The organism is Yersinia sp. FDAARGOS_228 (assembly GCF_002073315.2).
Classification (GTDB): Bacteria; Pseudomonadota; Gammaproteobacteria; order Enterobacterales; family Enterobacteriaceae; genus Yersinia; species Yersinia intermedia.
Window position 1 is genome coordinate 3,960,975 of record NZ_CP020409.2, and the last position, 20,779, is coordinate 3,981,753.

Below are 20,779 nucleotides of genomic sequence, written 5' to 3' on the forward strand. Positions count from 1 at the left end.
GTTGTAACAGTAAGACTTTCGGTTAAGATTACATAAAATACTGTATATAACAACAGCAAATTTCAAATAATAGGAGAGACCGCAAAGAATTTTTCCGCCTGAATTCACATCCGCATTAACCTCTGCGGATTTATTTAGGTTGATGCCGAACGGTGGTGACTGCTTTTAGTCACACCAGACCGCTCTTCTGCCGCGACAGTTTTATTCTCGCAATCGTAAAATGGGTGAACTTCTATTTCCAACGCCGTAAAAGCGAATGCATCAAACCATTGAGTATAGCCGTTCACGACAAATTGCCCGCTGCGCTGCTGATATTGAACACGGTTTTCCAGATAAATTTGGCGTAATCCATACCAAGGTAAGGCTGGCAAATCATGATGCACCAGGTGGTAATTGAGGTTTAGAAATAGCAGGCGCCATGGCCATGCAGCTTCATTCAAGACTGAGCGCGCGGAACTCTCTTGTGCTGCGCGATGTTCAAAAAAAGATCTTACTTTGGTGAGACTAAGTGCCGGATAGCTAATCACCAGTAGGTAGAAAACAGCAGAAATACCATAGCCTGCCATCCAGTGAAGTAACCCGTAAAGTAGCCCCAAATGAATCAACCACATGAATATGGCTGGGCGATCACCGGACATAAAAGCCCGGCCTGCGCTGCGGAGGGTATTAATGATGTCCAGTAATGGCCCGATAGTTAGCCGCCCCACAAAGGTATTACTTAAACGAATAACACCTTTGAGTAATATATGGAAATATTGCCATTGCGTTGCCGTGTAGTAATAACACTCTGGATCTTTTTCCGGGTGCGTCAGATCCTCATCGCGGTGATGTTGAATATGAGAATCACGATAGAGTCCATAGGGGTACCACACCGCAAATGGTAACGTTCCAAATAGCTGATTTATCCACCGCCAACGGGTTGGATGGCCATGAATCAACTCATGCTGCAGAGACATATACCACGCACTCAGCAAGATCAGCAGAACGCTCCCCAACACTGGCCCCAATTGCTGCCAATAAATAACACCAGCAAACCACCCGGTGTAAATTACACCGATCAGTACCCAAGTGGGGAGTTCCAGCCGCCATAACCAAGAGCGGGACAACTGCTTTATCCTTGCCCGTTGCTGGTCACTAAGGTAGTGAGCAGTACTTGTCGCGTGATTATTACGTTTAGTGCCAGCAGTGGGCATATTTAAAACTCACACATAGCCTAATTCGGGCCAGTATCAGCTAAATGATGCCCACTACTAACTAACTTAAGATGCTATGCAAATCTGAGAATTAGATAATCTCTCTTCACATTGACATGCTAGGAATTAAAAATGTTAGCCATAGTAGAATGGTCAATCTGTTAAGACATTTACCCAGCATCGTTCCTCGGCAGAGACGGCAATAGCATCCAATACTTTCGATACTTTCCATCCTTCTTCAAAATCTGGCCACATACGATCCCCGGCAGCAATACCGTTAATCAAATCGCGGATCTCGACCGTCTTTTGATCGTTGAAGCCAATGCCATGTCCTGCACTGACACAAAAAGCCGCATAGTCTGGATGCTGTGGCCCTGTAAGTAATGTTTTAAACCCTTGTCTGGCCTGTGGCTCATCATGGCGGTAGAGTTGTAATTCCGCCATCCGTTCTTGAGAATAACTGATCGCACCTTTAGTGCCGGTGACCACATATGTCAGCCCCATTTTGCGGCCACAAGCAATCCGCGACGTTTCTATGGTCCCCATTGCACCATTGGTAAAACGCACCAGTGCACTGGCCTGATCCTCATTCTCCACTGCCAAAAGCGATGACGGATCTTTCGGGTCGGGTCGTCGTCTGATGACCGTTTGCATATCACCACTAACACTCGCGATATCGCCAACCAGATAATGAGCCATATTAACAATGTGTGCGGCTAAATCCCCCAAAGCCCCCAGACCCGCCTGTGCCTTGGTACAATGCCAGTCCAAAGGTGTAAGTGGGTCAGCCAGATAATCTTCATTATGAGTACCGTAAAAATGCACAACCTCACCAATCTCGCCGTTTGCAATAATCTCTCGTGCTAACTGACTCGTTGGGTTTTTCATATAATTGAAACCCACCAACGTTTTCACTCCTTTTGCCCGTGCTGCATCGACCATTTCTTTAGCATCGGCAGCACTAAGCGCCAGCGGCTTTTCTGAATAAACATGTTTGCCATGGCTAATTGCCGCCAGAGCCATCTCCTTATGCAAGAAATTTGGTGCACAAATATCCACCACATCAATATCAGGATCGGCAACCAGTTTGCGCCAATCAGCGGTAGATCGGGAAAAACCAAATTCTGCGGCGCGTTGTTGAGCCAATTCAGGGGTGACTTCGGCCAACATCTCTAATACTGGCTGCCCCTTGAGTGGAAAAACAGTCGCGACCTGCGCGTAAGCAATGGCATGACAACGGCCGATATAACCAGTACCAATAAGGCCAATTCGAACTTTTCTCATTTTATTCCCCTTACCTGTTTATAAATTAAAGCCCCGAGAAAGCAGCCTTATTTGGCAATGGTTATACGAAATTAAAATTTCACCATCAAGATAAAATGAAATTAAAAGTTATTTTTTGCGAGGCGCCACGAAGAAAACAGTAAAGTTAATGAAAGCGTACATAAGCAGGATACTTATATCAGCACCCAGCTCACAGATAGCACTCCAAACTCAATAATTGATTATAAATTTTTACTATGTAATTTTTTGAATAATAAATTTCAATAAATGCGAGGCGTTACGCATGATTAGCAAGTTGGGGTTTCAATAGCGTAATTTCGTTATATAGTGGGTACCAAGATGAAGCGATAAATCCCATCGCTCCTTTATAATGTTGACAGGTAACTTGCTATGAACTCATCTTTTCTGGTTACACCACAATGGCTGGCAGAACACACTAATGATACCGATATCGTTATTCTGGATGCCAGAATGTCACCGCCGGGATTGATACCTAAAAGAGACATTCAGGCTGAGTTCGAGCAAGGGCATATCCCAGGAGCCGTTTACTTTGATATTGATGAAATTGCAGACAACAGCACTGAATTGCCGCATATGCTGCCATCGCCACAGGAATTCAGTGAGAGGGTTGGTCAATTAGGGATCAGTGAACAGCATGTTCTCGTGATTTATGACGATGGTAACCTGTTTTCCGCACCACGCGTTTGGTGGACGTTCCGTACTTTTGGCGCCAAAAACGTGCGTATATTGGCCGGTGGTATCAACGGATGGCGGCAAGCGGGCTATGCATTAGAAAGCGGCCAGGCAAAACCAACCCCGCAAGTGTTCAAGGTGGCCTTTAATAGTGCTGCGGTCAAAAGCGTTGATGAGGTTGTCGCCGTACTGGGAAATAGTGAAGTACAAATTATAGATGCCCGGCCAGCCAGCAGATTTAAAGCCCAAGAACCAGAGCCTCGGCCTGGTCTGCGCCTTGGCCGTATCCCCGGCAGTATTAATGTCCCGTGGGGGAGCATGGTAGAAAATGGTAATCTGAAATCGCCACAAGCACTGGCAAGTATTTTTGCCGCTCAAGGCGTGGATTTAACCAAGCCCATTATTACCAGTTGTGGTTCTGGCGTAACAGCCGCAGTGGTGGCTCTGGGGCTGGCGGCAGTAAATGCACCATCGATATCACTCTATGATGGTTCTTGGGCACAATGGGGAGCATCCGATTCACTGCCCATCGAAGAGACACGCCTCCCATAAGAGTCCATCAGATAGCAACCAAGCCACGGACACCGTCTAGCTCCATATCAGTACCGTGGCCACGCTGGATAATTTTGCCGCGGGACATCACTAAATAGTTATCTGCCAACTCTGCGGCAAAATCATAAAACTGCTCAACCAATAAGATAGCCATATCCCCTTGAGCAGCCAGTTTTTTGATAACTACACCTATCTCTTTGATAACAGAGGGTTGAATTCCCTCAGTTGGCTCATCCAAAATGAGTAAACGAGGCTGGCAAGCCAAAGCACGCCCAATCGCCAACTGCTGCTGCTGCCCGCCAGATAGATCCCCGCCACGGCGATGTCTCATGTCGTGTAACACTGGGAATAGCTGATAAATACTCTCGGGTACCACCTTGCTCTGAGCGCCAGGAAAACGCGAAAGCCCCAATAGAATGTTCTCTTCAACCGTTAATCTGGGGAAGATTTCCCTGCCTTGTGGTACATAAGCAATGCCTCCTTTCACCCGTTGGTGTGGTGACTGATGGCTAATGTTTTTACCTTCCCATGTAATGCTACCGTTTTTGACCGGCACAAGTCCCATCAAGCATTTGAGTAACGTCGTTTTACCCACGCCATTACGGCCCAATAAGCATGTAACCTCACCTATTGCAGCCTCGAATGACAAGCCACGCAAGATATGGCTGCCACCATAATATTGATCAAGTTCATTCACTTGCAGCATATATTGCCCCCAAATAGCCAGTTAACTGTTAGTCACCAAAACCCAATCACGTGATATAGAAGGAGAAGCAACACCGAGTCACAGTGGGGCAGCCGCTATGAATCAAGGCGCAATCCTCCGAAGCTTGGTCAACCCAAATGAGGAGAGAAACAACACCGAGTCACAGTGGCGCAGCCGCTATGAATCAAGGCACAATCCCCCGAAGTTTGGTCAACCCAAATGAGGAGAGAAACAACACCGAGTCACAGTGGCGCAGCCGCTATGAATCAAGGCACAATCCCCCGAAGTTTGGTCAACCCAAATAAGGGGGGAAGCAACACCGAGTCACAGTGGCGCAGCCGCTATGAATCAAGGCGCAATCCCCCGAAGTTTGGTCAACCCAAATGAGGGGGGAAGCAACACCGAGTCAGAGCGGCTCAGCGCCCCAAATATACCTCGATCACTTGCTCGTTGGCCTGCACCTCTGCCAATGACCCCTCGGCCAACACCTGGCCCTGATGCAACACCGTGACATGATCAGCAATAGTCTCGACGAACCCCATATCGTGCTCCACGACCATCAGTGAATGCTTCCCGGCTAATTGATTAAACAACTCGGCGGTATAGGCGGTCTCAGCATCGGTCATCCCGGCGGCTGGCTCGTCTAACAGTAGTAAATGGGGGTCTTGTACCAATAACATCCCAATTTCAAGAAACTGCTTTTGACCATGAGATAACATGCCAGCCTGCCGCTGTCGCATCTCACTAAGGCGTAACATAGTAAGCGTTTCATCAATTTGATCCCGTTGCTCACTGTTCAACTTGGCGCGCAGGCTGGCCCAAACTGTCTTGGTGCTTTTTTGCGCCAATTCAAGGTTTTCAAAGACACTAAGCGCTTCAAATACAGTCGGTTTCTGGAATTTTCGGCCGATCCCTGCTTGAGCAATCTCTATCGTATTCATCATTGAGAGATCATGATGTTGGTCATAGGTCATCTTACCGGTCTGGGGACGCGTTTTACCGGTTATCACATCCATCAGCGTGGTTTTACCTGCACCATTCGGGCCAATAATGCAACGCAGCTCGCCAACACCTATTTGCAATGAGAGATCACGCAAGGCATGAAAACCATCAAAACTGACATTGATATTTTCGAGGGTTAATACCGGGTCTCTTTGCTGGCGATATTTGTCTGCCGCATGCTCTAACGCACCGGGTTCTTGAGCAATTATCTCGGGATAAATCAGTTGTTCCGTAATTTGAAACCGGCTCATTTGTCTTTCCCCCGCCGCAGTAACCCGATAACCCCCTTGGGTAAGAACAACGTAACCAAGATAAATATCAATCCGAGGAAGAATTGCCAATATTCTGGCATTGCCATGGTGAACCAGCTTTTTGCGCCATTGACAACTCCAGCCCCTAATACCGGGCCTATTAATGTCCCGCGCCCACCAAGAGCAACCCAGATTGCGGCTTCAATAGAGTTGGTTGGCGACATTTCACTTGGATTGATGATACCAACCTGAGGCACATACAATGCCCCCGCCAGAGCACAGAGTACCGCTGATAATGTCCAGACAAACAGTTTAAAACCTTTCGGATCATAGCCACAAAATGTCAGACGATTTTCAGCATCACGCACGGCGGTCAGCACTCGCCCAAATTTGGTGCGGGCCAACGCAAAACCCATAACCAAACTGGCGATTAACAAAGTGAGTGTGGCCAGAAACAGGGCAATACGGGTAGAGGTTGCCGATACCGGGAAGCCCAGCATGGTGGTAAACCCAGTGAAACCATTGTTACCGCCAAAGCCCGTTTCATTACGGAAAAACAGTAACATCCCCGCGTAAGTCAGCGCCTGCGTCATGATAGAAAAATAGACACCCTTTATTTTGGAACGAAAGGCGAAATATCCAAAAATAAAAGCCAGTAAACCGGGAACCAAGACGATCAGGCACAATGCCCAAATAAAATATTGGCTGCCACTCCAAAACCACGGCAACTCAGACCAGGATAGAAAAGACATGAATGCAGGCAAACCATCACCTGCCGCCTGACGCATCAGATACATGCCCATGGCATAACCACCCAGTGCGAAAAATAGGCCATGACCAAGGGACAGTAATCCGGCATATCCCCATACCAGATCAAGTGCGATAGCCACTACTGCATAGCATAGGATCTTACCGATAAGCGTTAAGGTATAGGTTGATATTGCGAGTGGATTATCCGCTGGCAGCAGTGCTAAAAAAGGCAGAATAATCAGCACAGTAACAGCCACAGCACCTAGTGACAAACTGATGACAGGTGCTTTTTGCGTCAAGGTTATCGCTAAAGGTTGATTCATTAATCACTCACCCTGCCCTTGAGGGCAAACAGACCCTGCGGCCGCTTTTGAATAAACAAGATGATCAGCACTAAAATCAAAATTTTACCTAACACTGCGCCAATCTGCGGTTCCAAAATTTTATTCAGCATGCCTAACCCGAGTGCCGCAACAACACTCCCCGCCAGTTGCCCGACACCACCGAGCACAACAACCAAGAAGGAATCGATGATGTAGCCCTGCCCTAATTCCGGGCCAACATTTCCCAGTTGTGACAGGGCAACACCGCCTAACCCGGCAATACCCGAACCAAGACCAAAAGCCAGCATATCAACCCTGCCGGTTGCCACCCCACAGCAAGCAGCCATGGCTCGATTCTGCGTCACTGCCCGTACCTGTAGGCCGAGGCGGGTTTTATTTAGCAACAACCAGGTGAGTAACAGAACAATGATCACAAATGCGATAACGGCGATGCGATTCCATGGCAAAACCAGATTCGGCAAAATCTGTACCCCGCCAGATAGCCACGCAGGGTTTGCAACTTCCAAGTTTTGCGCGCCAAAAATCATACGCACACTCTGAATCAGCATTAGGCTGATTCCCCAGGTTGCCAACAGGGTTTCCAGCGGGCGGCCATAAAGGTGCCGAATTACCGTTCGCTCTAAAGCCATGCCGATTCCAGCCGTAATAAAGAACGCGACTGGCAAGGCGACCAATGGATAGAGAGCCAACCAATGGGGAGCTAACTGCTGAAACAAAGATTGCACCAAGTAAGCTGAATAGGCCCCTAACATCAGCATTTCACCATGGGCCATATTGATAACACCCAATAGACCATAAGTGATGGCTAACCCAAGAGCCGCTAACAACAAGATAGAACCTAGTGATAACCCGCTGAAGACCTGCCCAATGATATCCCCAACCATCAATCGATTTTGTACCTGTTTCAGGCTACTGACTGCCGCCGCACGTACTTGTACATCAGGCTCGGTTTTAGCATCGGTTAAACTTTGCAAACGAGATTGGGTCTGTGGCGAACCTGATTGTCCGAGCAATTGCACGGCCTTCAGGCGTACTAAAGGGTTGCTATCGGTCAGTTGTAAATTAGCTAAGGCAATACTTAGCGCCTCTTTGACTTTGCTGTCCGTTTCCAATTTAAGGCGCTGATTAAGTAACGGTAATTGATCACTTTGCGCTTGCTGCTGTAACTCCAGTGCCGCTTGCAAGCGCACTGATTCATCTTCACTTGCCAGCCGTTGAGCCGTCAGTGCATTAGCAATAAGAATACGTAAGCGGTTATTGAGCCAGATTTTCTTTGGTGTACCGACAGGTTGTAACTGCCCTTCCAGCGGGGTGAAACTCTGATTATGCTGGACGAAGGCCTGCCCTGTGCTATCAACCACCAAGGTTTCCTGTTTCAGTGCTTGCAGTAAGGGTAATCGGCTAGCATCCGGTTCGGTCGCCCATTGCTGCAACATAGTGGCTTGCTGTGAACGATTAGCCACAGCAAAATCATGGGCTGGCCCCGCTGTTGCCAAGGTTGAAAAACTCAGTAACAGGCCTATCAGCGGCCTGAGCAAAAAATTGACTGCTCTACTCCAAACAGGAATTAACGATTTCATAGGCCCACTCATCACTGATATGTGGCAAAAAAGATCCAGAACCAACAAAACCTGGCCCTGGAGAGTCATCGTTACTGAGTGCTTTTCACTGGATGATCCGGTTTCTTGTCATTTCCGGCGATGAACGGGCTCCATGGCTGAGCACGAATTGGCGTATCAGTTTGCCATACCACGTTGAACTGCCCGTTAGCCTCAATTTCGCCAATCATCACCGGTTTGTGTAGATGGTGATTCGTCTTATCCATTGTCAGCGTAAATCCTGATGGTGCTGGATAGGTTTGTCCAGCCATCGCAGCACGAACCTTATCCACATCGGTTGATTTGGCTTTTTCTACTGCCTGGGCCCACATGTGCATACCTACCCAGGTAGCTTCCATCGGGTCATTGGTGACAGCAGTATCTGCATTCGGCAACTTATGCGCTTTGGCATAGGCTTTCCATTGTTCAACAAATGTCTTGTTAGTTGGATTATCCACCGATTGGAAGTAGTTCCAGGTGGCCAGATTCCCCACCAGTGGTTTGGTATCAATGCCACGCAGTTCCTCTTCCCCCACAGAGAATGCAATGACAGGTACATCAGTCGCTTTGATACCTTGGTTAGCTAACTCTTTGTAGAAGGGAACATTTGAATCGCCGTTGATGGTGGAAATAACGGCTGTTTTACCATCGGCAGAGAATTTCTTAATATTGCCCACAATAGTTTGGTAATCGCTATAACCAAACGGGGTATAAATCTCTTCGATATCTTTATCCTGAATACCTTTGGTATGCAGGAAAGCACGTAGGATTTTATTGGTAGTGCGCGGGTAAACATAATCAGTCCCTAACAGAATAAAACGTTTGGCGCCGCCCCCATCTTCACTTAATAAGTATTCCACTGCGGGGATAGCCTGCTGGTTTGGTGCCGCGCCGGTATAGAACACGTTGGGCGACATTTCCTCCCCCTCATACTGTACTGGGTAGAACAGTAGGCCATTTAACTCTTCAAATACCGGTAATACAGATTTACGCGAAACCGACGTCCAGGCACCAAATACAACAGCGACTTTATCTTGTGTTAATAATTGCCGCGCTTTCTCGGCAAAGAGTGGCCAGTTAGATGCCGGGTCGACAATAACGGGTTCCAGTTGTTTACCCAATACACCACCATGAGCATTGATATCATCAATACTCATCAAAGCCATATCTTTCAATGGCGTTTCAGAGATGGCCATCGTACCGGACAACGAGTGCAAAATACCTACTTTGATGGTGTCGGCAGCCAGCGTGCCAAAAGCCACACCCATACTGATAACCGAAGCTGAAAGAGCAAAAACCTTAATCAAGTTACGATGTTGCATAGCGTTAACCTCTGGTCGTTGAGTAAAACACACAAGATCGGATTACTCTGCGCAATCGCCATGCCAGTTTTATATCTTAATAATTTAATTGAAGATTATAGATAACGTGGCCAAATAAGCAGATAAACGGCCTAATTGTCTGCACCAATAATGCGCAATGCACGGGCACAGATAGTGCAACAATAAGAGGACGTATGTGATTAGGTAATTAAAAAACAGAATGTGTTAATTCAGAGATTGGCGAGAAGAGTAGAGCTTAATTTTAACGAGGAACAGGAGTGCCAAATTGCCACTCCTGTTTTGTTATTAATAATCTATATCAGATACTTATATCGATATGATCAATTTTACTTTTTAGGACCACGGATACGTAGCGTCAAACCTTTCAGGAAATAACGCAAAACCTGATCACCACATGGGCGGAAGTTTTTGCTGCCCTCTTTGCGGAACAGTGCATTTAGCTCAGGTTTGGATACTGGGAATTCAACCGCATTAAAGACATCGTGCATATCGGTATCTTTCAACTCAAATGCCACACGTAGTTTTTTCAATACAATATTGTTGGTAATGACTGGCTCTACCGCTGGGGCCGGGAACTTGTCATCTTTACCACGTCTAAAGAAGATCAAACCATTAAGGAAATGTGCCATTACCAGATCAGGGCAATCCTGATAACCGGCCTCATCTTCTTTTTTAAGAAAATTAACGACATCCGCATTGTTCACTTCAAAATCAGCCAGCTTAATGATTTCTGCTATCTTGGTATCGTTTACGTTAAGCATGTAGCGAACACTACGGAGCACATCGTTGTTCATCATATTACTGCCCTATTCCTATTATTTAGAGTAGACGTGCGCGAATATCGCAAGAAAAACAAAAGGCTTCTTTCACGTCTAGCGGGCAGTATTGTATAGATTTACGTTGATTTTCTCAATGCAAATCTGATTAATGCGAAAAGTATGAATTCCGATAAAATAAACAAAAACCAATAATAAGGCAACTTGGAAGACCACGATAAATTAAATATTTTCTTCATCTTTCCATGCAACTAAATATCAGCTATTCATCTTACTATTATTGGGGGATTGATAAAGAGCAATATCCTCACCAATAATGTATTTTCTGCGTAATATGGCTGATATATTATCCATAATCATAACAATCACAACCATAATTAAGGTAATAAACATCACGACATCCCAGTTCCATAAGCGCATATTCTCGGCATAAACCAAACCAATCCCTCCGGCCCCGACAAAACCTAATACTGCAGCGGAACGCGTATTGGACTCGATTTGATAAAGACTTAACGCCAACAGTGTTGGAAAAGACTGCGTGAAAATGCCAAAGCGGTGTTTTTGTAGTGCATTTGCGCCCATGGCAGCCAGACCTTGATTAGGTGATTTATCAACAGCCTCATGTCCTTCGGCATAGAGTTTACCCAGCAACCCCATATCTTGCATGATAATAGCTAACACCCCCGCAAGTGGCCCCATCCCAACGGCACGAACAAAAATCAACCCCCAAATGGCCATATCGATACCACGAAAAATATCTAAAAAGCGCCGAATCATAAAGGAAACAATACGTAATCCCGGTGTCGACATGACGTTGCGTGCGGCCAGGAACGATAACGGTAACGCCAGTACCGTCGCGGTTAAGGTTCCTGCAAATACAATTGCCAAGGTAATAAATATCTGACTGAAATAGTATTTAAAGGGCCAATTGATAAAATCATGCCAAACAAACATACGCAAAAAATAGCGACTTATTTGCTGGCTGCCATTAGCAAATGTCAGCCAAGGGATACCAAAAACTTTGAAGAAAAACAGATAGTATAAAAAAATACCGATAGTAATAGCGGTAACTAACCTGATATATCGTTTTTGCTGTAAGAAAAACTGCGGATGTTGCTGTTTTAGAGCCAATATCTGTGTCGGTGTTAAATGATGAGTTAACATTATGAAGCTCCTTCCACAACACGCTGACGTAATTTACCCGAGGCGTAATCCAACAGCGATACCACAATAATAATCAGCAGCAATGTCATGCTCACCTGATCATAGCGGTCCAACTTTATTGACGTCATCAACTCCTGCCCAATCCCGCCAGCGCCAACCAGCCCTAAAATGGTCGATTGGCGGAAATTTATCTCCAGGCGCATAAAGCTATAGGAGAGAAATATCGGTTTTACCTGCGGCCACAGCGCAAAACGCATTCGTTGTAATTTACCCGCACCACAAGCGGCCAGCCCACGGACCGGTTTATCAGATGCTGTTTCAAGTGATTCATAGAACAACTTAGTCAGGCTGCCAATAGTATGTAATGCCAGCGCCAGAAAACCGGGGATTGCCCCGATACCAAAGGCCATAACAAACATCACTGCCCATGCCAATTCCGGCATGGTGCGTAAAAATGCCACGAAAGTTCGAATAGATAACCGTAACCAAGGCGGGCTTTGAGTATTATTTGCAGCCAGAAAGGCCAAGATAACCGCAACCACCACGGATAAAATAGTAGATGCCACTGCTAATTGCAGCGTTTCCCAAATCAGCGGCAACTGAATAGGTAACCGATAACCCCAATAAGCCAGAGAGCCCTCCGTGTGACCATCTGCGAATAAATTGTGCCAATGGAGTACGGGTATCGTTTCAGCTAGATAATCAAAGAAATGCGGAATAGAAATAAAAACAGTATGCAAATTAAACTCAGCAATACTTCCAGCACCAAGATAAATAATTGCCAGCGTTAATGACCAAATCAACGTCTCACGTTTCTGTTTACTACGAATTTGCTGATAGTAGTGGTTAAAATCAGTATTCAAAATAAGCTACCACCTAAAAGCAATAGCTCCGGCAAGCCAGAGCTATTTTGTTTTATCCGCCGGACCGAATTAACGATCACCTTTAGTTAATTCACGCTTCATATCAATGATCGTTTGATACTCACTGAGGGATGTTTCGCCAATATGCTGTTTGCCACCCATTGCTTTAATAAAGCAACCGTGATCTTCTTTATCCAGCTTTTTAACCGCAGCCACTAATTGCGCTTTAAACTCAGGCGGTAATGCGCTGCGGACGAGAATCGGGCCATTGGGGATCAATGGCGACTGCCAGATGATACGGATCTGTTTCATTAAATCCGGGTGATCCATGCGAATCATGCGCGTAAATGCACCACTGGTGTAACCGGTGTTATAGTCACCTATCATTGAAGCCCAGGTGACTGCACCGGCAAATTGCCCATTAATAACGCCCAGAATATCTTGCTCATGACCACCAGAGAATGTCACGCTAGAGAAGAAGTTGTTATATTTGTTATCTGGTGTCCCACCAAGTTTCTGTTTAAAGCTTTGATTAGGGATCAGGAAACCGGAGGTGGAATCTGGGTCAGCAAAACCAAATGCTTTACCTTTCAAATCTTCAATTTTCTGATAAGGGCTATCAGCTTTTACAACAACAACAGAGTGATAACCGCGTGATTTGTCAGTATCATCGATAGCAATACCTACAATATCAACGGCTTTAGGATCTTTGATATAAACAGAGGCAAAAGAAGAAGGCGACATACTTAATACCAAATCAATCTTCCCACCCAATAAACCTTGTATTACGCCAGAATAATCGGAGGCATTATGTAGGTTTGTTTTTACATTTAACTCTTTATCTAAAAATTCTTTGACACACATATTATCGCCAATTTGTTGTGTCGCATTCTGCCCGCCAAGAATACCCAGATTAATTTCTTTTGGTGCATCCGCTGCTGTAGCATTAAAAACTATCAAACTTGCCACTAATGAGGTAAGACAAAATACTTTTTTCATTAAAATAACCTATTCGGATAAAGGGATAAGTGGGGATTAATGCAAAAGCTCGGTGGACTCGTCACTGTAAATATTTTGAATAATAGAATCATTCAGCATTGAGGGATGACCATCAAAGATAATCCGCCCATGGGCAATGCCAATCACTCGGGTACAATAGTCTTTCACTAAATCGACAGAATGTAAGTTCACGACTACCGCAATATCGTTTTCACTTATTTTCTGTAATGTATTCATAATGCGAGTGGTATTTTTCGGATCCAAAGATGCGACGGGTTCATCAGCTAATAGTATTTTGGGGTTTTGCATCATGGCGCGGCAGATGGCCACCCGTTGCATTTGACCACCAGAGAGATTCTCGGCACGCTGCAACGCATGAGGTAACATATTAAGCCATTGTAATAGCTCAATTGCCCTGGCCCGGTCTTCATCAGCAAATATTTTGAAAAATGATTTAAACGTGGAGGTATAACTTAGGCGGCCTAATAAAACATTAGTTATCACATCAAGACGGGGTACCAAACAGAAATCTTGAAAAATCATGCCGCATTTTGCGCGCCATTTACGCATCTGCTTGGTTGTTAATGCCGTAATATTTTGCGTATCACCATTATCATGATAATTTATGATTTCACCGGCACTGCTGGGAATTGTGCCATTTAAAACATGTAATAATGTTGATTTACCGGCACCTGAGCGGCCAATAATTGCGACAAATTCACCAGCATGAAGCTCAAAATTTATATCATCCAAAACGCGGTGTTGCGATTTGTAAGCTTTAACTAATCCTTTAACGGCAAGTACCTTCTTACGCGGTTCTTGCACCGCAGCCGGATAGTCAGCCACAGTGAATTTACGTAATGCCTGGCCCATAACATGTCTCTCAGATTGCCTGTCGTCATGAGCTATTAACGGATAGTTCTATTGCATCTTGATGAAAGTTTTATGAGAGAAAGGTGACAAAAAATAGCCACCTTTCTTATATTTTACTCAATTACAGGATATTGATGAGTATCTAACTTCTTAATTTACGGTAGACAAATAGCACGACCAGTGAACCGACAACCGCCACGACAAAGCTACCAAAATTAAACCCATCAACTCTCCCCATACCAAAGAAGGTGCTAATATACCCCCCCACCAGGGCACCGACTACACCGAGAATAACGGTCATAATAAAGCCACCGCCATCCTCTCCGGGCATAATCCATTTAGCCAAAATACCGGCGATAAGACCAAAAATAATCCAAGATAGTATGCCCATAAACACCTCCATGAAATTAATATTTGCTGCTAACTGGTTTGACTACCCACTGTTTTGCTCCGCCTTTCAGCTTTGCGTTCAATCTTAAACACAGGTCTCAGGTAAACATAACGAGCTTAACCTGACAGTCTTAAAGCAGCTAACATCATTAAGTTAAGACCCGATTAACAAAATCTGCAAATCAGACCAGCTAAGTTCAACGCAGATCAAATAACTGGCTGTCGCGGCGAAAATATATGATTAACCCCTTGTTGTTTCAGTTTTTTCAACAAATCATATCCACCATTCGGCCCACTGTGGGCAAACTCTCGTTCACTCGTAAAGACAGGGCTGACCCAATACATATTAACCGGATCACCTTGTTGGTAAGGGAGCGTCAGATTATCTGCATCTGCATATAATGCTGATGATAAAATATAACCTTCGTAACCCTGAGGGGCGACAGCCGATTCAAGTGTATGCCCTTCGCCAAGCCAAGTTATTTTACTCCAGGGAACATGAGCGAATCCCGCCAGTGCGCTGGCCATGTTGATAGCGTTGTCCTCATTAATATATTGGCTATCAATTGCAATCGCCATTTCCAGACGCCGGTATTGGGTCGCATCATCATTGAATAATATTTCAACCCACGGTTGAGGACGAATACTGACACCTAATGTCAGAAAATAATATATTCCTTCTTTCTCATGCTGGGAGATAGCCATTGGCGGCCATGTTCCCTGATCGATAGCATAATATTTCACCGATGGGCCAAAGTGCTGTTCATAACGCTGCATATAGTCAGCTTGCAAGGCAGGCCACGGATTCCCTTCTTCCTGTTGCCAGATCCGCCAAAATTGACGGGTATTTTGCGCACTGGCATATTGCGTATTAGTCGACGCTGATCCGAGGGGTAATGTCAGTGGATTATCTTTAATACAACTGGCGGAATAGCTAATGGAGTGATCAATATAGAGGCTCCAGCCAGGAATAATCGCCAGCAATTGCCCCTGATACCACAATGCTGCACCGTCGTCACTTTCAGACCAGACTATGGTAATAAACTGCGCATCCAATTCCGCCTCACCCGCCACATTACGGCAAAATTCTGCGGCTAATCGTGGGGCCAATCCTTGCTCAAGAGCGGAATTATCCGCCGATTGTGGCGCAGCAACCAGATTTCTCACCCAGCAGGCACGCACGGGGAAACGCTCCTCAAATGCTTCCTGCGGATAAATATAGAAGTAGACTACCCGATTATCCTGTTGCACCACGGCAACCAATGTCTGGTTTTCATTACTGACTTCGGCCAGCACCTCAGATTCTTTCATATCGCCTCAACTGTGTCGGCAAAGGGGGTCAGGCGAAACACACTGTATTGCCTGCCGTAAAATAAGCCTATTAGCGGGATACGGATAATCTCATGCTAATAACTTTAATGCTGATAATGTAAAACATGCCACGGTGTAGAACATGACATAGTGTAAAGCGTCTTATTCCTTTAAATCATCAGCAAAAGTCTCAAAAATACGCCGAAAACGATTATTATTTGAATCCTATTTTTTATAATCGATTCAATATGTTTCCATTGTGCGCCAACGTGATTATAGACGGCCAACTGAATAACTATAACCAAATTGTTGATAGTCTACTGCCTGAATTCACGCTAAAATAAAGCCATTATCTCTTGTTGAATTGAAGGTTCACATGGCATATATACCGAAGAATTACACCCGTTTGGAAAGTGGTTATCGGGAAAAAGCACTGAAAATTTTCCCGTGGGTTTGCGGTAAATGTTCACGGGAGTTTGTTTATTCCAATTTGCGAGAACTGACAGTTCACCATATTGATCATGATCACAGCAATAATCCAGAAGATGGCAGTAATTGGGAGATGTTATGCCTTTTTTGCCATGATCATGAGCATTCTAAATACACCGAAGCAGACCAATATGGCTCTACAGTAATTGCCGGGGATGACGCCCAGAATGATCAGGGGGTTGCTACCCATAATCCATTCGCCAACCTTAAGTCTTTGATGAAGAAATAACGCTGTGTGGCCGTGGTATGCGTATGCGACACGGCCGACATGACATCGCAACCGGACTAAAAACCTAATAGCTGCCGGTAAGATTGAGTTTCTTGTTGTTGTGGCAGTAACCCTAATTTATCGGCTAACTGCTGGCATTCTACTTTAAGGCTATCCAGAGCCGTAGCATCATCGGTCATGATGGCTATTTCAGCAAAGTCGCCAAGACCCGCCAAGCTATCAACCGTGACATGAAACTTCCCGATAAAATAGATACTGCGGATTTTCTCAAGAACAAATGCGGGCTGATAGCCTAACGTCACCAGCATGCTTTGCACCTTCGCTATATCCTCAATATTGCTGGCCTCACAGCGTTCAGTTCCCGGCCCTTTTACTATCCATAAACGGATACCTGACGGGTTCATCTCACGTAGCACCATACTGATCTGTTTAGCCGCTAAATCACCACCGTTGGCTTCCAGATAGATATCTTTTTCATGATTATTGAGGGTAAATGGCAATGCTTGATGTAATGCTAGTTTTTCATGTAAATGACTGATGTTCGATACATGGAACTTTAACTCAACTTCATATTTACCAACAAAATGCTCACTCATAAATACCTTACTAATCAGTGTAATTATTAAACCCGATCCTATACCTCATCATGTAACGATCAAAATATTTATCAGTATCCCGATGGGCCAACCTAACCTCAATACGCTGAATAACCGCCTGATTAATCATTAATGTTAGTAATGTTTAAACGACTAAAATGGTGAAGGTTGAAGACAATTTAAGCGCTAATAACGAGATGCAGCTCACAAAGTGTGCGATTTATCAGGAAACCCTTCCCTCCCTCATGTTTACTTCATGGCATCCGCAGAACACGTTCATATTAACCTAATGCGGGTGAGCACTAATAAAAATCAATGCCATTACAGGGAGCGGCACCAATGAATCAATCCAATGATGAAAAAATGCAAGCCTTGCTGAACCAGTTACGGTTGATCGTGGGTGTGCGCTACTTGTTAACCGGCGAGCGGCAAACGGAGCGCTATCGCACAGGGTTTCGCTCTGGTGCGGGGTCTGCTCTTGCGGTGGTATTCCCCTCCACGTTATTACAGCAATGGCAGTTGCTACAAGCCTGTGTAGCCGCCGATACCATTGTTATCATGCAGGCTGCGAACACTGGACTGACAGAAGGCTCAACCCCCAGTGGTAATGATTATGATCGGCCAATTGTTATATTAAATACTTTGCGCCTCAATCAAATCCAACTATTAAATGATGGGCAGCAGGTTATTGGTTTTCCCGGTAGTACCCTGAATCAGTTGGAGAAACGTCTGAAACCCTATGGCCGTGAACCTCATTCCGTCATTGGGTCCTCGTGTATCGGTGCATCGGTGGTGGGTGGTATTTGTAATAACTCAGGGGGGTCATTGGTTCAAAGAGGGCCAGCCTACACCGAGATGGCACTATACGCACAGATTGATGATCAAGGTAAGTTACAGTTAATAAATCATTTAGGGATTAACTTAGGCAATACACCAGAAGAGATTTTGCAACGGCTGGAACGGGGGAAATATCGTGCCAGCGATATTACACAGGGCACACAGCAAGCCTCAGATCATGAGTATGCCACGCGAGTAAGAGATATTGATGCGCCAACCCCTTCACGCTTCAATGCCGACCCAAGACGGTTATTTGAAGCCTCAGGATGTGCCGGTAAATTGGCTGTATTTGCGGTGCGGCTCGATACTTTCCCCAGTGAAACACAGCAGCAAGTCTTTTATATCGGTACCAATCAAACTCAGGTATTAACTGAATTACGTCGTGCAATTTTACGTGATTTTAAACACCTGCCGATAGCCGGTGAGTACATGCATCGCGATATTTTTGATATCGCTGAAGTATACGGTAAAGATACCTTTGTTATGATAAACCGCATGGGCACCAATAATATGCCCCGTTTTTTTACTCTAAAAGGTAAAATTGACGCTCGGCTTAGCAAAGTTCCTTTTCTAATCGACCATTTAACTGATCGGATAATGCAAGGCTTCAGCCAGGTATTGCCCAATCATTTACCTAAGCGGATTAAGACATATCGGAGTAAATATGAGCACCATCTGATGCTTAAAATGTCAGGTGCAGGTATTCCTGAAGCACAGCAATTTTTGAAGGACTTTTTTGCGACAGTGGAAGGAAATTTCATTACATGTACCGCTGATGAAGGTAAGAAAGCATTTTTACATCGTTTTGCCGCAGCAGGTGCCGCCGTGCGCTATCACGCCATTCACGCCGACAAAGTGGAGGATATTCTGGCTCTCGATATTGCTCTACCGCGCAATGAAGAACAGTGGTTTGAGACTCTTCCGGCAGAAATAGATCAATGCCTGGTCGCCAAGCTCTATTATGGTCATTTCTTGTGTCATGTTTTCCATCAAGACTATATCGTGAAGAAAGGTGTCGATACTCAGGCATTAAAACAAAAAATGCTGGCATTGCTCAATGACAAAGGTGCGGAATATCCGGCTGAACACAATGTGGGGCACCTCTATATAGCCAAACCTGCCTTGAAGAATTTTTACCAACAGATAGACCCAACTAACAGTTTTAATCCAGGGATTGGCAAAACCTCAAAACTTAAAAACTGGCAGAAAAAGTAATATCACACAGATACTGTGCTCCATATCAAGCCGATATTAGGCATTATCTGAATTCAAGCCCTCTATCTCCTGAATTCTGCCAAACAAACTATAGTCATAGTCTAGAGCCAACGAGGTTGGTGCGGCTAACACATGTTAGTCGGTATTAAGCTAAATCTGGGAGACAGAATGAAAATAATACTGTGGATTATCGCCATTATTTTTATTGTCGGTTTGCTGACGATTACTGGCGTGTTTAAATTAATTTTTTAATGTTTATCTGAGTGGTGTAAATATCACACCAGTACGTTAAGCAGAATTTGCAGGTCTGACTGCAAATTCTGCCATTCGAATACTGTTTTCTATACCTATTCTGATACCTGAGCTAAGCGACCTTGGGTATCTTTTTGCTGACGATAGCTTTTGGCCGCGCCTGGGATCGGGGCTGCTTTACCGGTTTCCATCCAACTACGCAGGCGGTTTGCATCAGCAAAATGCGTATATTTGCCAAAAGCATCTAACACCACAAGTGCTACAGGGCGATTGCCAATGACGGTACGCATTGCCAGACAGTGCCCAGCTTGGTTTGTAAAACCAGTTTTAGTGAGCTGAATACTCCATTTATCGTTATAAACCAAATGGTTAGTATTACGGAATGGCAGTGTATAATTAGGATCACGGAAAGTTGCCATTTTCTCAGTCGTGGTGCTTAATTGCCCAATCAGTGGGTATTGTTTGGTTGCCATCAGTAACTTGGTCAAGTCACGCGCAGTCGAGACATTATCAATCGACAGGCCAGTTGGCTCAACATAACGTGTTTTGGTCATTCCCAAAGATTTCGCTTTCACATTCATTGCTTTAATAAATGCGTTATAGCCACCTGGATAGTGATGCGCCAGACTCGCCGCAGCGCGGTTTTCTGATGACATCAATGCCAGTAGCAGCATATCTTTGCGGCTAATCTCACTGTTTACCCGAACCCGAGAAAACACCCCTTTCATTTCTTTAGTTTGATGAATATCTACTGAGATAATCTCATCCAATGGCAATTTGGCATCCAACACCACCATTGCTGTCATTAATTTGGTGATTGATGCAATAGGAACCACTTCATCTGCATTGTTAGCGTAAATAACTTTATTTGTTTGTAAATCAACCACCATCGCACTGCCGGATGCCAGTTCCAAGGGAGCTTTCCCTTTAATTTCAGCCATCCCACCACTGGCTGTGGCTAAAGGAACGACGCTGATACCGGTAGATAAAAGCAAAAAACTTAATAGTGCAAAACGGATTTTCACATGCATGTTCGTCAGCTTAGACAGGTTGTCGGGAGTGATTGTGG

19 protein-coding genes are annotated in these 20,779 nt (G+C 45.0%); 3 read left to right on the top strand and 16 right to left on the bottom strand.

Annotation, left to right across the window (positions count from 1 at the left end; all coding sequences use genetic code 11):
• Positions 1-134: 134 nt before the first annotated feature.
• Positions 135-1,193, bottom strand: a complete 1,059-nt coding sequence (locus A6J67_RS18380) for a fatty acid desaturase (protein WP_042569430.1) — start codon at positions 1,191-1,193, stop codon at positions 135-137.
• Positions 1,194-1,346: 153 nt separating this feature from the next.
• Positions 1,347-2,477, bottom strand: a complete 1,131-nt coding sequence (locus A6J67_RS18385; RefSeq protein ID WP_050288800.1) for a Gfo/Idh/MocA family protein — start codon at positions 2,475-2,477, stop codon at positions 1,347-1,349.
• Between the two features lie 390 nt (positions 2,478-2,867).
• Here A6J67_RS18385 and sseA point away from each other — a divergent pair, with 390 nt between their 5' ends.
• On the top strand, positions 2,868-3,722 hold the full coding sequence (gene sseA / locus A6J67_RS18390; RefSeq protein WP_042569428.1) for a 3-mercaptopyruvate sulfurtransferase: 855 nt from the start codon (positions 2,868-2,870) through the stop codon (positions 3,720-3,722).
• A 7-nt stretch (positions 3,723-3,729) separates the two neighbouring features.
• Here sseA and urtE read toward each other — a convergent pair whose 3' ends face one another.
• From urtE to A6J67_RS18450, 12 genes are all read right to left on the bottom strand, one after another.
• Positions 3,730-4,428, bottom strand: a complete 699-nt coding sequence (urtE, locus tag A6J67_RS18395) for an urea ABC transporter ATP-binding subunit UrtE (protein WP_005189607.1) — start codon at positions 4,426-4,428, stop codon at positions 3,730-3,732.
• A gap of 416 nt (positions 4,429-4,844) precedes the next feature.
• Entirely contained in the window at positions 4,845-5,681 is an 837-nt protein-coding gene (gene urtD, locus A6J67_RS18400; RefSeq protein ID WP_071843531.1) for an urea ABC transporter ATP-binding protein UrtD, read from the bottom strand.
• Complete coding sequence (gene urtC, locus A6J67_RS18405; RefSeq protein WP_032907207.1) at positions 5,678-6,754, bottom strand: urea ABC transporter permease subunit UrtC; 1,077 nt, start codon at positions 6,752-6,754, stop codon at positions 5,678-5,680. The genes urtD and urtC overlap by 4 nt, the downstream gene beginning before the upstream one ends.
• A complete protein-coding gene (urtB, locus tag A6J67_RS18410) occupies positions 6,754-8,355 on the bottom strand; it encodes an urea ABC transporter permease subunit UrtB (protein ID WP_050288827.1) in 1,602 nt (533 codons plus the stop codon). Before urtB ends, urtC begins: the two co-directional genes overlap by 1 nt.
• A gap of 71 nt (positions 8,356-8,426) precedes the next feature.
• Positions 8,427-9,695 (bottom strand): urea ABC transporter substrate-binding protein, encoded by a 1,269-nt coding sequence (gene urtA / locus A6J67_RS18415; protein ID WP_080608315.1) that lies wholly within the window; start codon positions 9,693-9,695, stop codon positions 8,427-8,429.
• A 347-nt stretch (positions 9,696-10,042) separates the two neighbouring features.
• Positions 10,043-10,513, bottom strand: a complete 471-nt coding sequence (locus A6J67_RS18420; RefSeq protein ID WP_032907205.1) for a DUF1456 family protein — start codon at positions 10,511-10,513, stop codon at positions 10,043-10,045.
• A gap of 237 nt (positions 10,514-10,750) precedes the next feature.
• Positions 10,751-11,656, bottom strand: a complete 906-nt coding sequence (gene phnE, locus A6J67_RS18425) for a phosphonate ABC transporter, permease protein PhnE (protein WP_005189595.1) — start codon at positions 11,654-11,656, stop codon at positions 10,751-10,753.
• On the bottom strand, positions 11,656-12,519 hold the full coding sequence (gene phnE, locus A6J67_RS18430; RefSeq protein WP_032907202.1) for a phosphonate ABC transporter, permease protein PhnE: 864 nt from the start codon (positions 12,517-12,519) through the stop codon (positions 11,656-11,658). The genes phnE (A6J67_RS18425) and phnE (A6J67_RS18430) overlap by 1 nt, the downstream gene beginning before the upstream one ends.
• A 69-nt stretch (positions 12,520-12,588) precedes the next feature.
• Positions 12,589-13,518: a phosphonate ABC transporter substrate-binding protein gene (gene phnD, locus A6J67_RS18435; protein WP_005189592.1), complete on the bottom strand. Its 930-nt coding sequence runs from the start codon at positions 13,516-13,518 to the stop codon at positions 12,589-12,591.
• Positions 13,519-13,554: 36 nt separating this feature from the next.
• A complete protein-coding gene (gene phnC, locus A6J67_RS18440) occupies positions 13,555-14,391 on the bottom strand; it encodes a phosphonate ABC transporter ATP-binding protein (protein WP_005189589.1) in 837 nt (278 codons plus the stop codon).
• A gap of 142 nt (positions 14,392-14,533) precedes the next feature.
• The gene (locus A6J67_RS18445) at positions 14,534-14,782 is read right to left on the bottom strand and encodes a GlsB/YeaQ/YmgE family stress response membrane protein (RefSeq protein WP_005189587.1); all 249 of its coding nucleotides are present in this window, start codon (positions 14,780-14,782) and stop codon (positions 14,534-14,536) included.
• 206 nt (positions 14,783-14,988) lie between these two features.
• Entirely contained in the window at positions 14,989-16,092 is a 1,104-nt protein-coding gene (locus tag A6J67_RS18450) for a suppressor of fused domain protein (protein ID WP_005189585.1), read from the bottom strand.
• 376 nt (positions 16,093-16,468) lie between these two features.
• Between A6J67_RS18450 and yajD the strand changes: the two genes are divergently transcribed.
• A complete protein-coding gene (yajD, locus tag A6J67_RS18455) occupies positions 16,469-16,810 on the top strand; it encodes an HNH nuclease YajD (protein ID WP_005189583.1) in 342 nt (113 codons plus the stop codon).
• 56 nt (positions 16,811-16,866) lie between these two features.
• On the opposite strand, the gene A6J67_RS18460 is transcribed toward yajD, so the two are convergent.
• Positions 16,867-17,406, bottom strand: coding sequence for a class IV adenylate cyclase (locus tag A6J67_RS18460; RefSeq protein ID WP_042569427.1), 540 nt, complete (start codon positions 17,404-17,406; stop codon positions 16,867-16,869).
• Between the two features lie 339 nt (positions 17,407-17,745).
• Between A6J67_RS18460 and dld the strand changes: the two genes are divergently transcribed.
• Positions 17,746-19,458 carry a D-lactate dehydrogenase gene (gene dld, locus A6J67_RS18465; protein ID WP_050288802.1) on the top strand — a complete coding sequence of 571 codons (1,713 nt, stop codon included), beginning with the start codon at positions 17,746-17,748 and terminating at the stop codon, positions 19,456-19,458.
• Positions 19,459-19,805: 347 nt separating this feature from the next.
• Here the strand turns inward: dld and pbpG are convergent, their stop codons facing one another.
• Complete coding sequence (gene pbpG / locus A6J67_RS18470; protein WP_050288803.1) at positions 19,806-20,741, bottom strand: D-alanyl-D-alanine endopeptidase; 936 nt, start codon at positions 20,739-20,741, stop codon at positions 19,806-19,808.
• Positions 20,742-20,779: the final 38 nt, after the last annotated feature.

Excerpts from the sequence above, each read along its gene's own strand:
- A6J67_RS18380 (WP_042569430.1), bottom strand. The coding sequence starts at position 1,193 with ATGCCCACTGCTGGCACTAAACGTAATAATCACGCGACAAGTACTGCT.
- A6J67_RS18385 (WP_050288800.1), bottom strand. The coding sequence starts at position 2,477 with ATGAGAAAAGTTCGAATTGGCCTTATTGGTACTGGTTATATCGGCCGT.
- sseA (WP_042569428.1), top strand. The coding sequence starts at position 2,868 with ATGAACTCATCTTTTCTGGTTACACCACAATGGCTGGCAGAACACACT.
- urtE (WP_005189607.1), bottom strand. The coding sequence starts at position 4,428 with ATGCTGCAAGTGAATGAACTTGATCAATATTATGGTGGCAGCCATATC.
- urtD (WP_071843531.1), bottom strand. The coding sequence starts at position 5,681 with ATGAGCCGGTTTCAAATTACGGAACAACTGATTTATCCCGAGATAATT.
- urtC (WP_032907207.1), bottom strand. The coding sequence starts at position 6,754 with ATGAATCAACCTTTAGCGATAACCTTGACGCAAAAAGCACCTGTCATC.
- urtB (WP_050288827.1), bottom strand. The coding sequence starts at position 8,355 with ATGAAATCGTTAATTCCTGTTTGGAGTAGAGCAGTCAATTTTTTGCTC.
- urtA (WP_080608315.1), bottom strand. The coding sequence starts at position 9,695 with ATGCAACATCGTAACTTGATTAAGGTTTTTGCTCTTTCAGCTTCGGTT.
- A6J67_RS18420 (WP_032907205.1), bottom strand. The coding sequence starts at position 10,513 with ATGATGAACAACGATGTGCTCCGTAGTGTTCGCTACATGCTTAACGTA.
- phnE (WP_005189595.1), bottom strand. The coding sequence starts at position 11,656 with ATGTTAACTCATCATTTAACACCGACACAGATATTGGCTCTAAAACAG.
- phnD (WP_005189592.1), bottom strand. The coding sequence starts at position 13,518 with ATGAAAAAAGTATTTTGTCTTACCTCATTAGTGGCAAGTTTGATAGTT.
- phnC (WP_005189589.1), bottom strand. The coding sequence starts at position 14,391 with ATGGGCCAGGCATTACGTAAATTCACTGTGGCTGACTATCCGGCTGCG.
- A6J67_RS18445 (WP_005189587.1), bottom strand. The coding sequence starts at position 14,782 with ATGGGCATACTATCTTGGATTATTTTTGGTCTTATCGCCGGTATTTTG.
- A6J67_RS18450 (WP_005189585.1), bottom strand. The coding sequence starts at position 16,092 with ATGAAAGAATCTGAGGTGCTGGCCGAAGTCAGTAATGAAAACCAGACA.
- yajD (WP_005189583.1), top strand. The coding sequence starts at position 16,469 with ATGGCATATATACCGAAGAATTACACCCGTTTGGAAAGTGGTTATCGG.
- A6J67_RS18460 (WP_042569427.1), bottom strand. The coding sequence starts at position 17,406 with ATGAGTGAGCATTTTGTTGGTAAATATGAAGTTGAGTTAAAGTTCCAT.
- dld (WP_050288802.1), top strand. The coding sequence starts at position 17,746 with ATGAATCAATCCAATGATGAAAAAATGCAAGCCTTGCTGAACCAGTTA.
- pbpG (WP_050288803.1), bottom strand. The coding sequence starts at position 20,741 with ATGCATGTGAAAATCCGTTTTGCACTATTAAGTTTTTTGCTTTTATCT.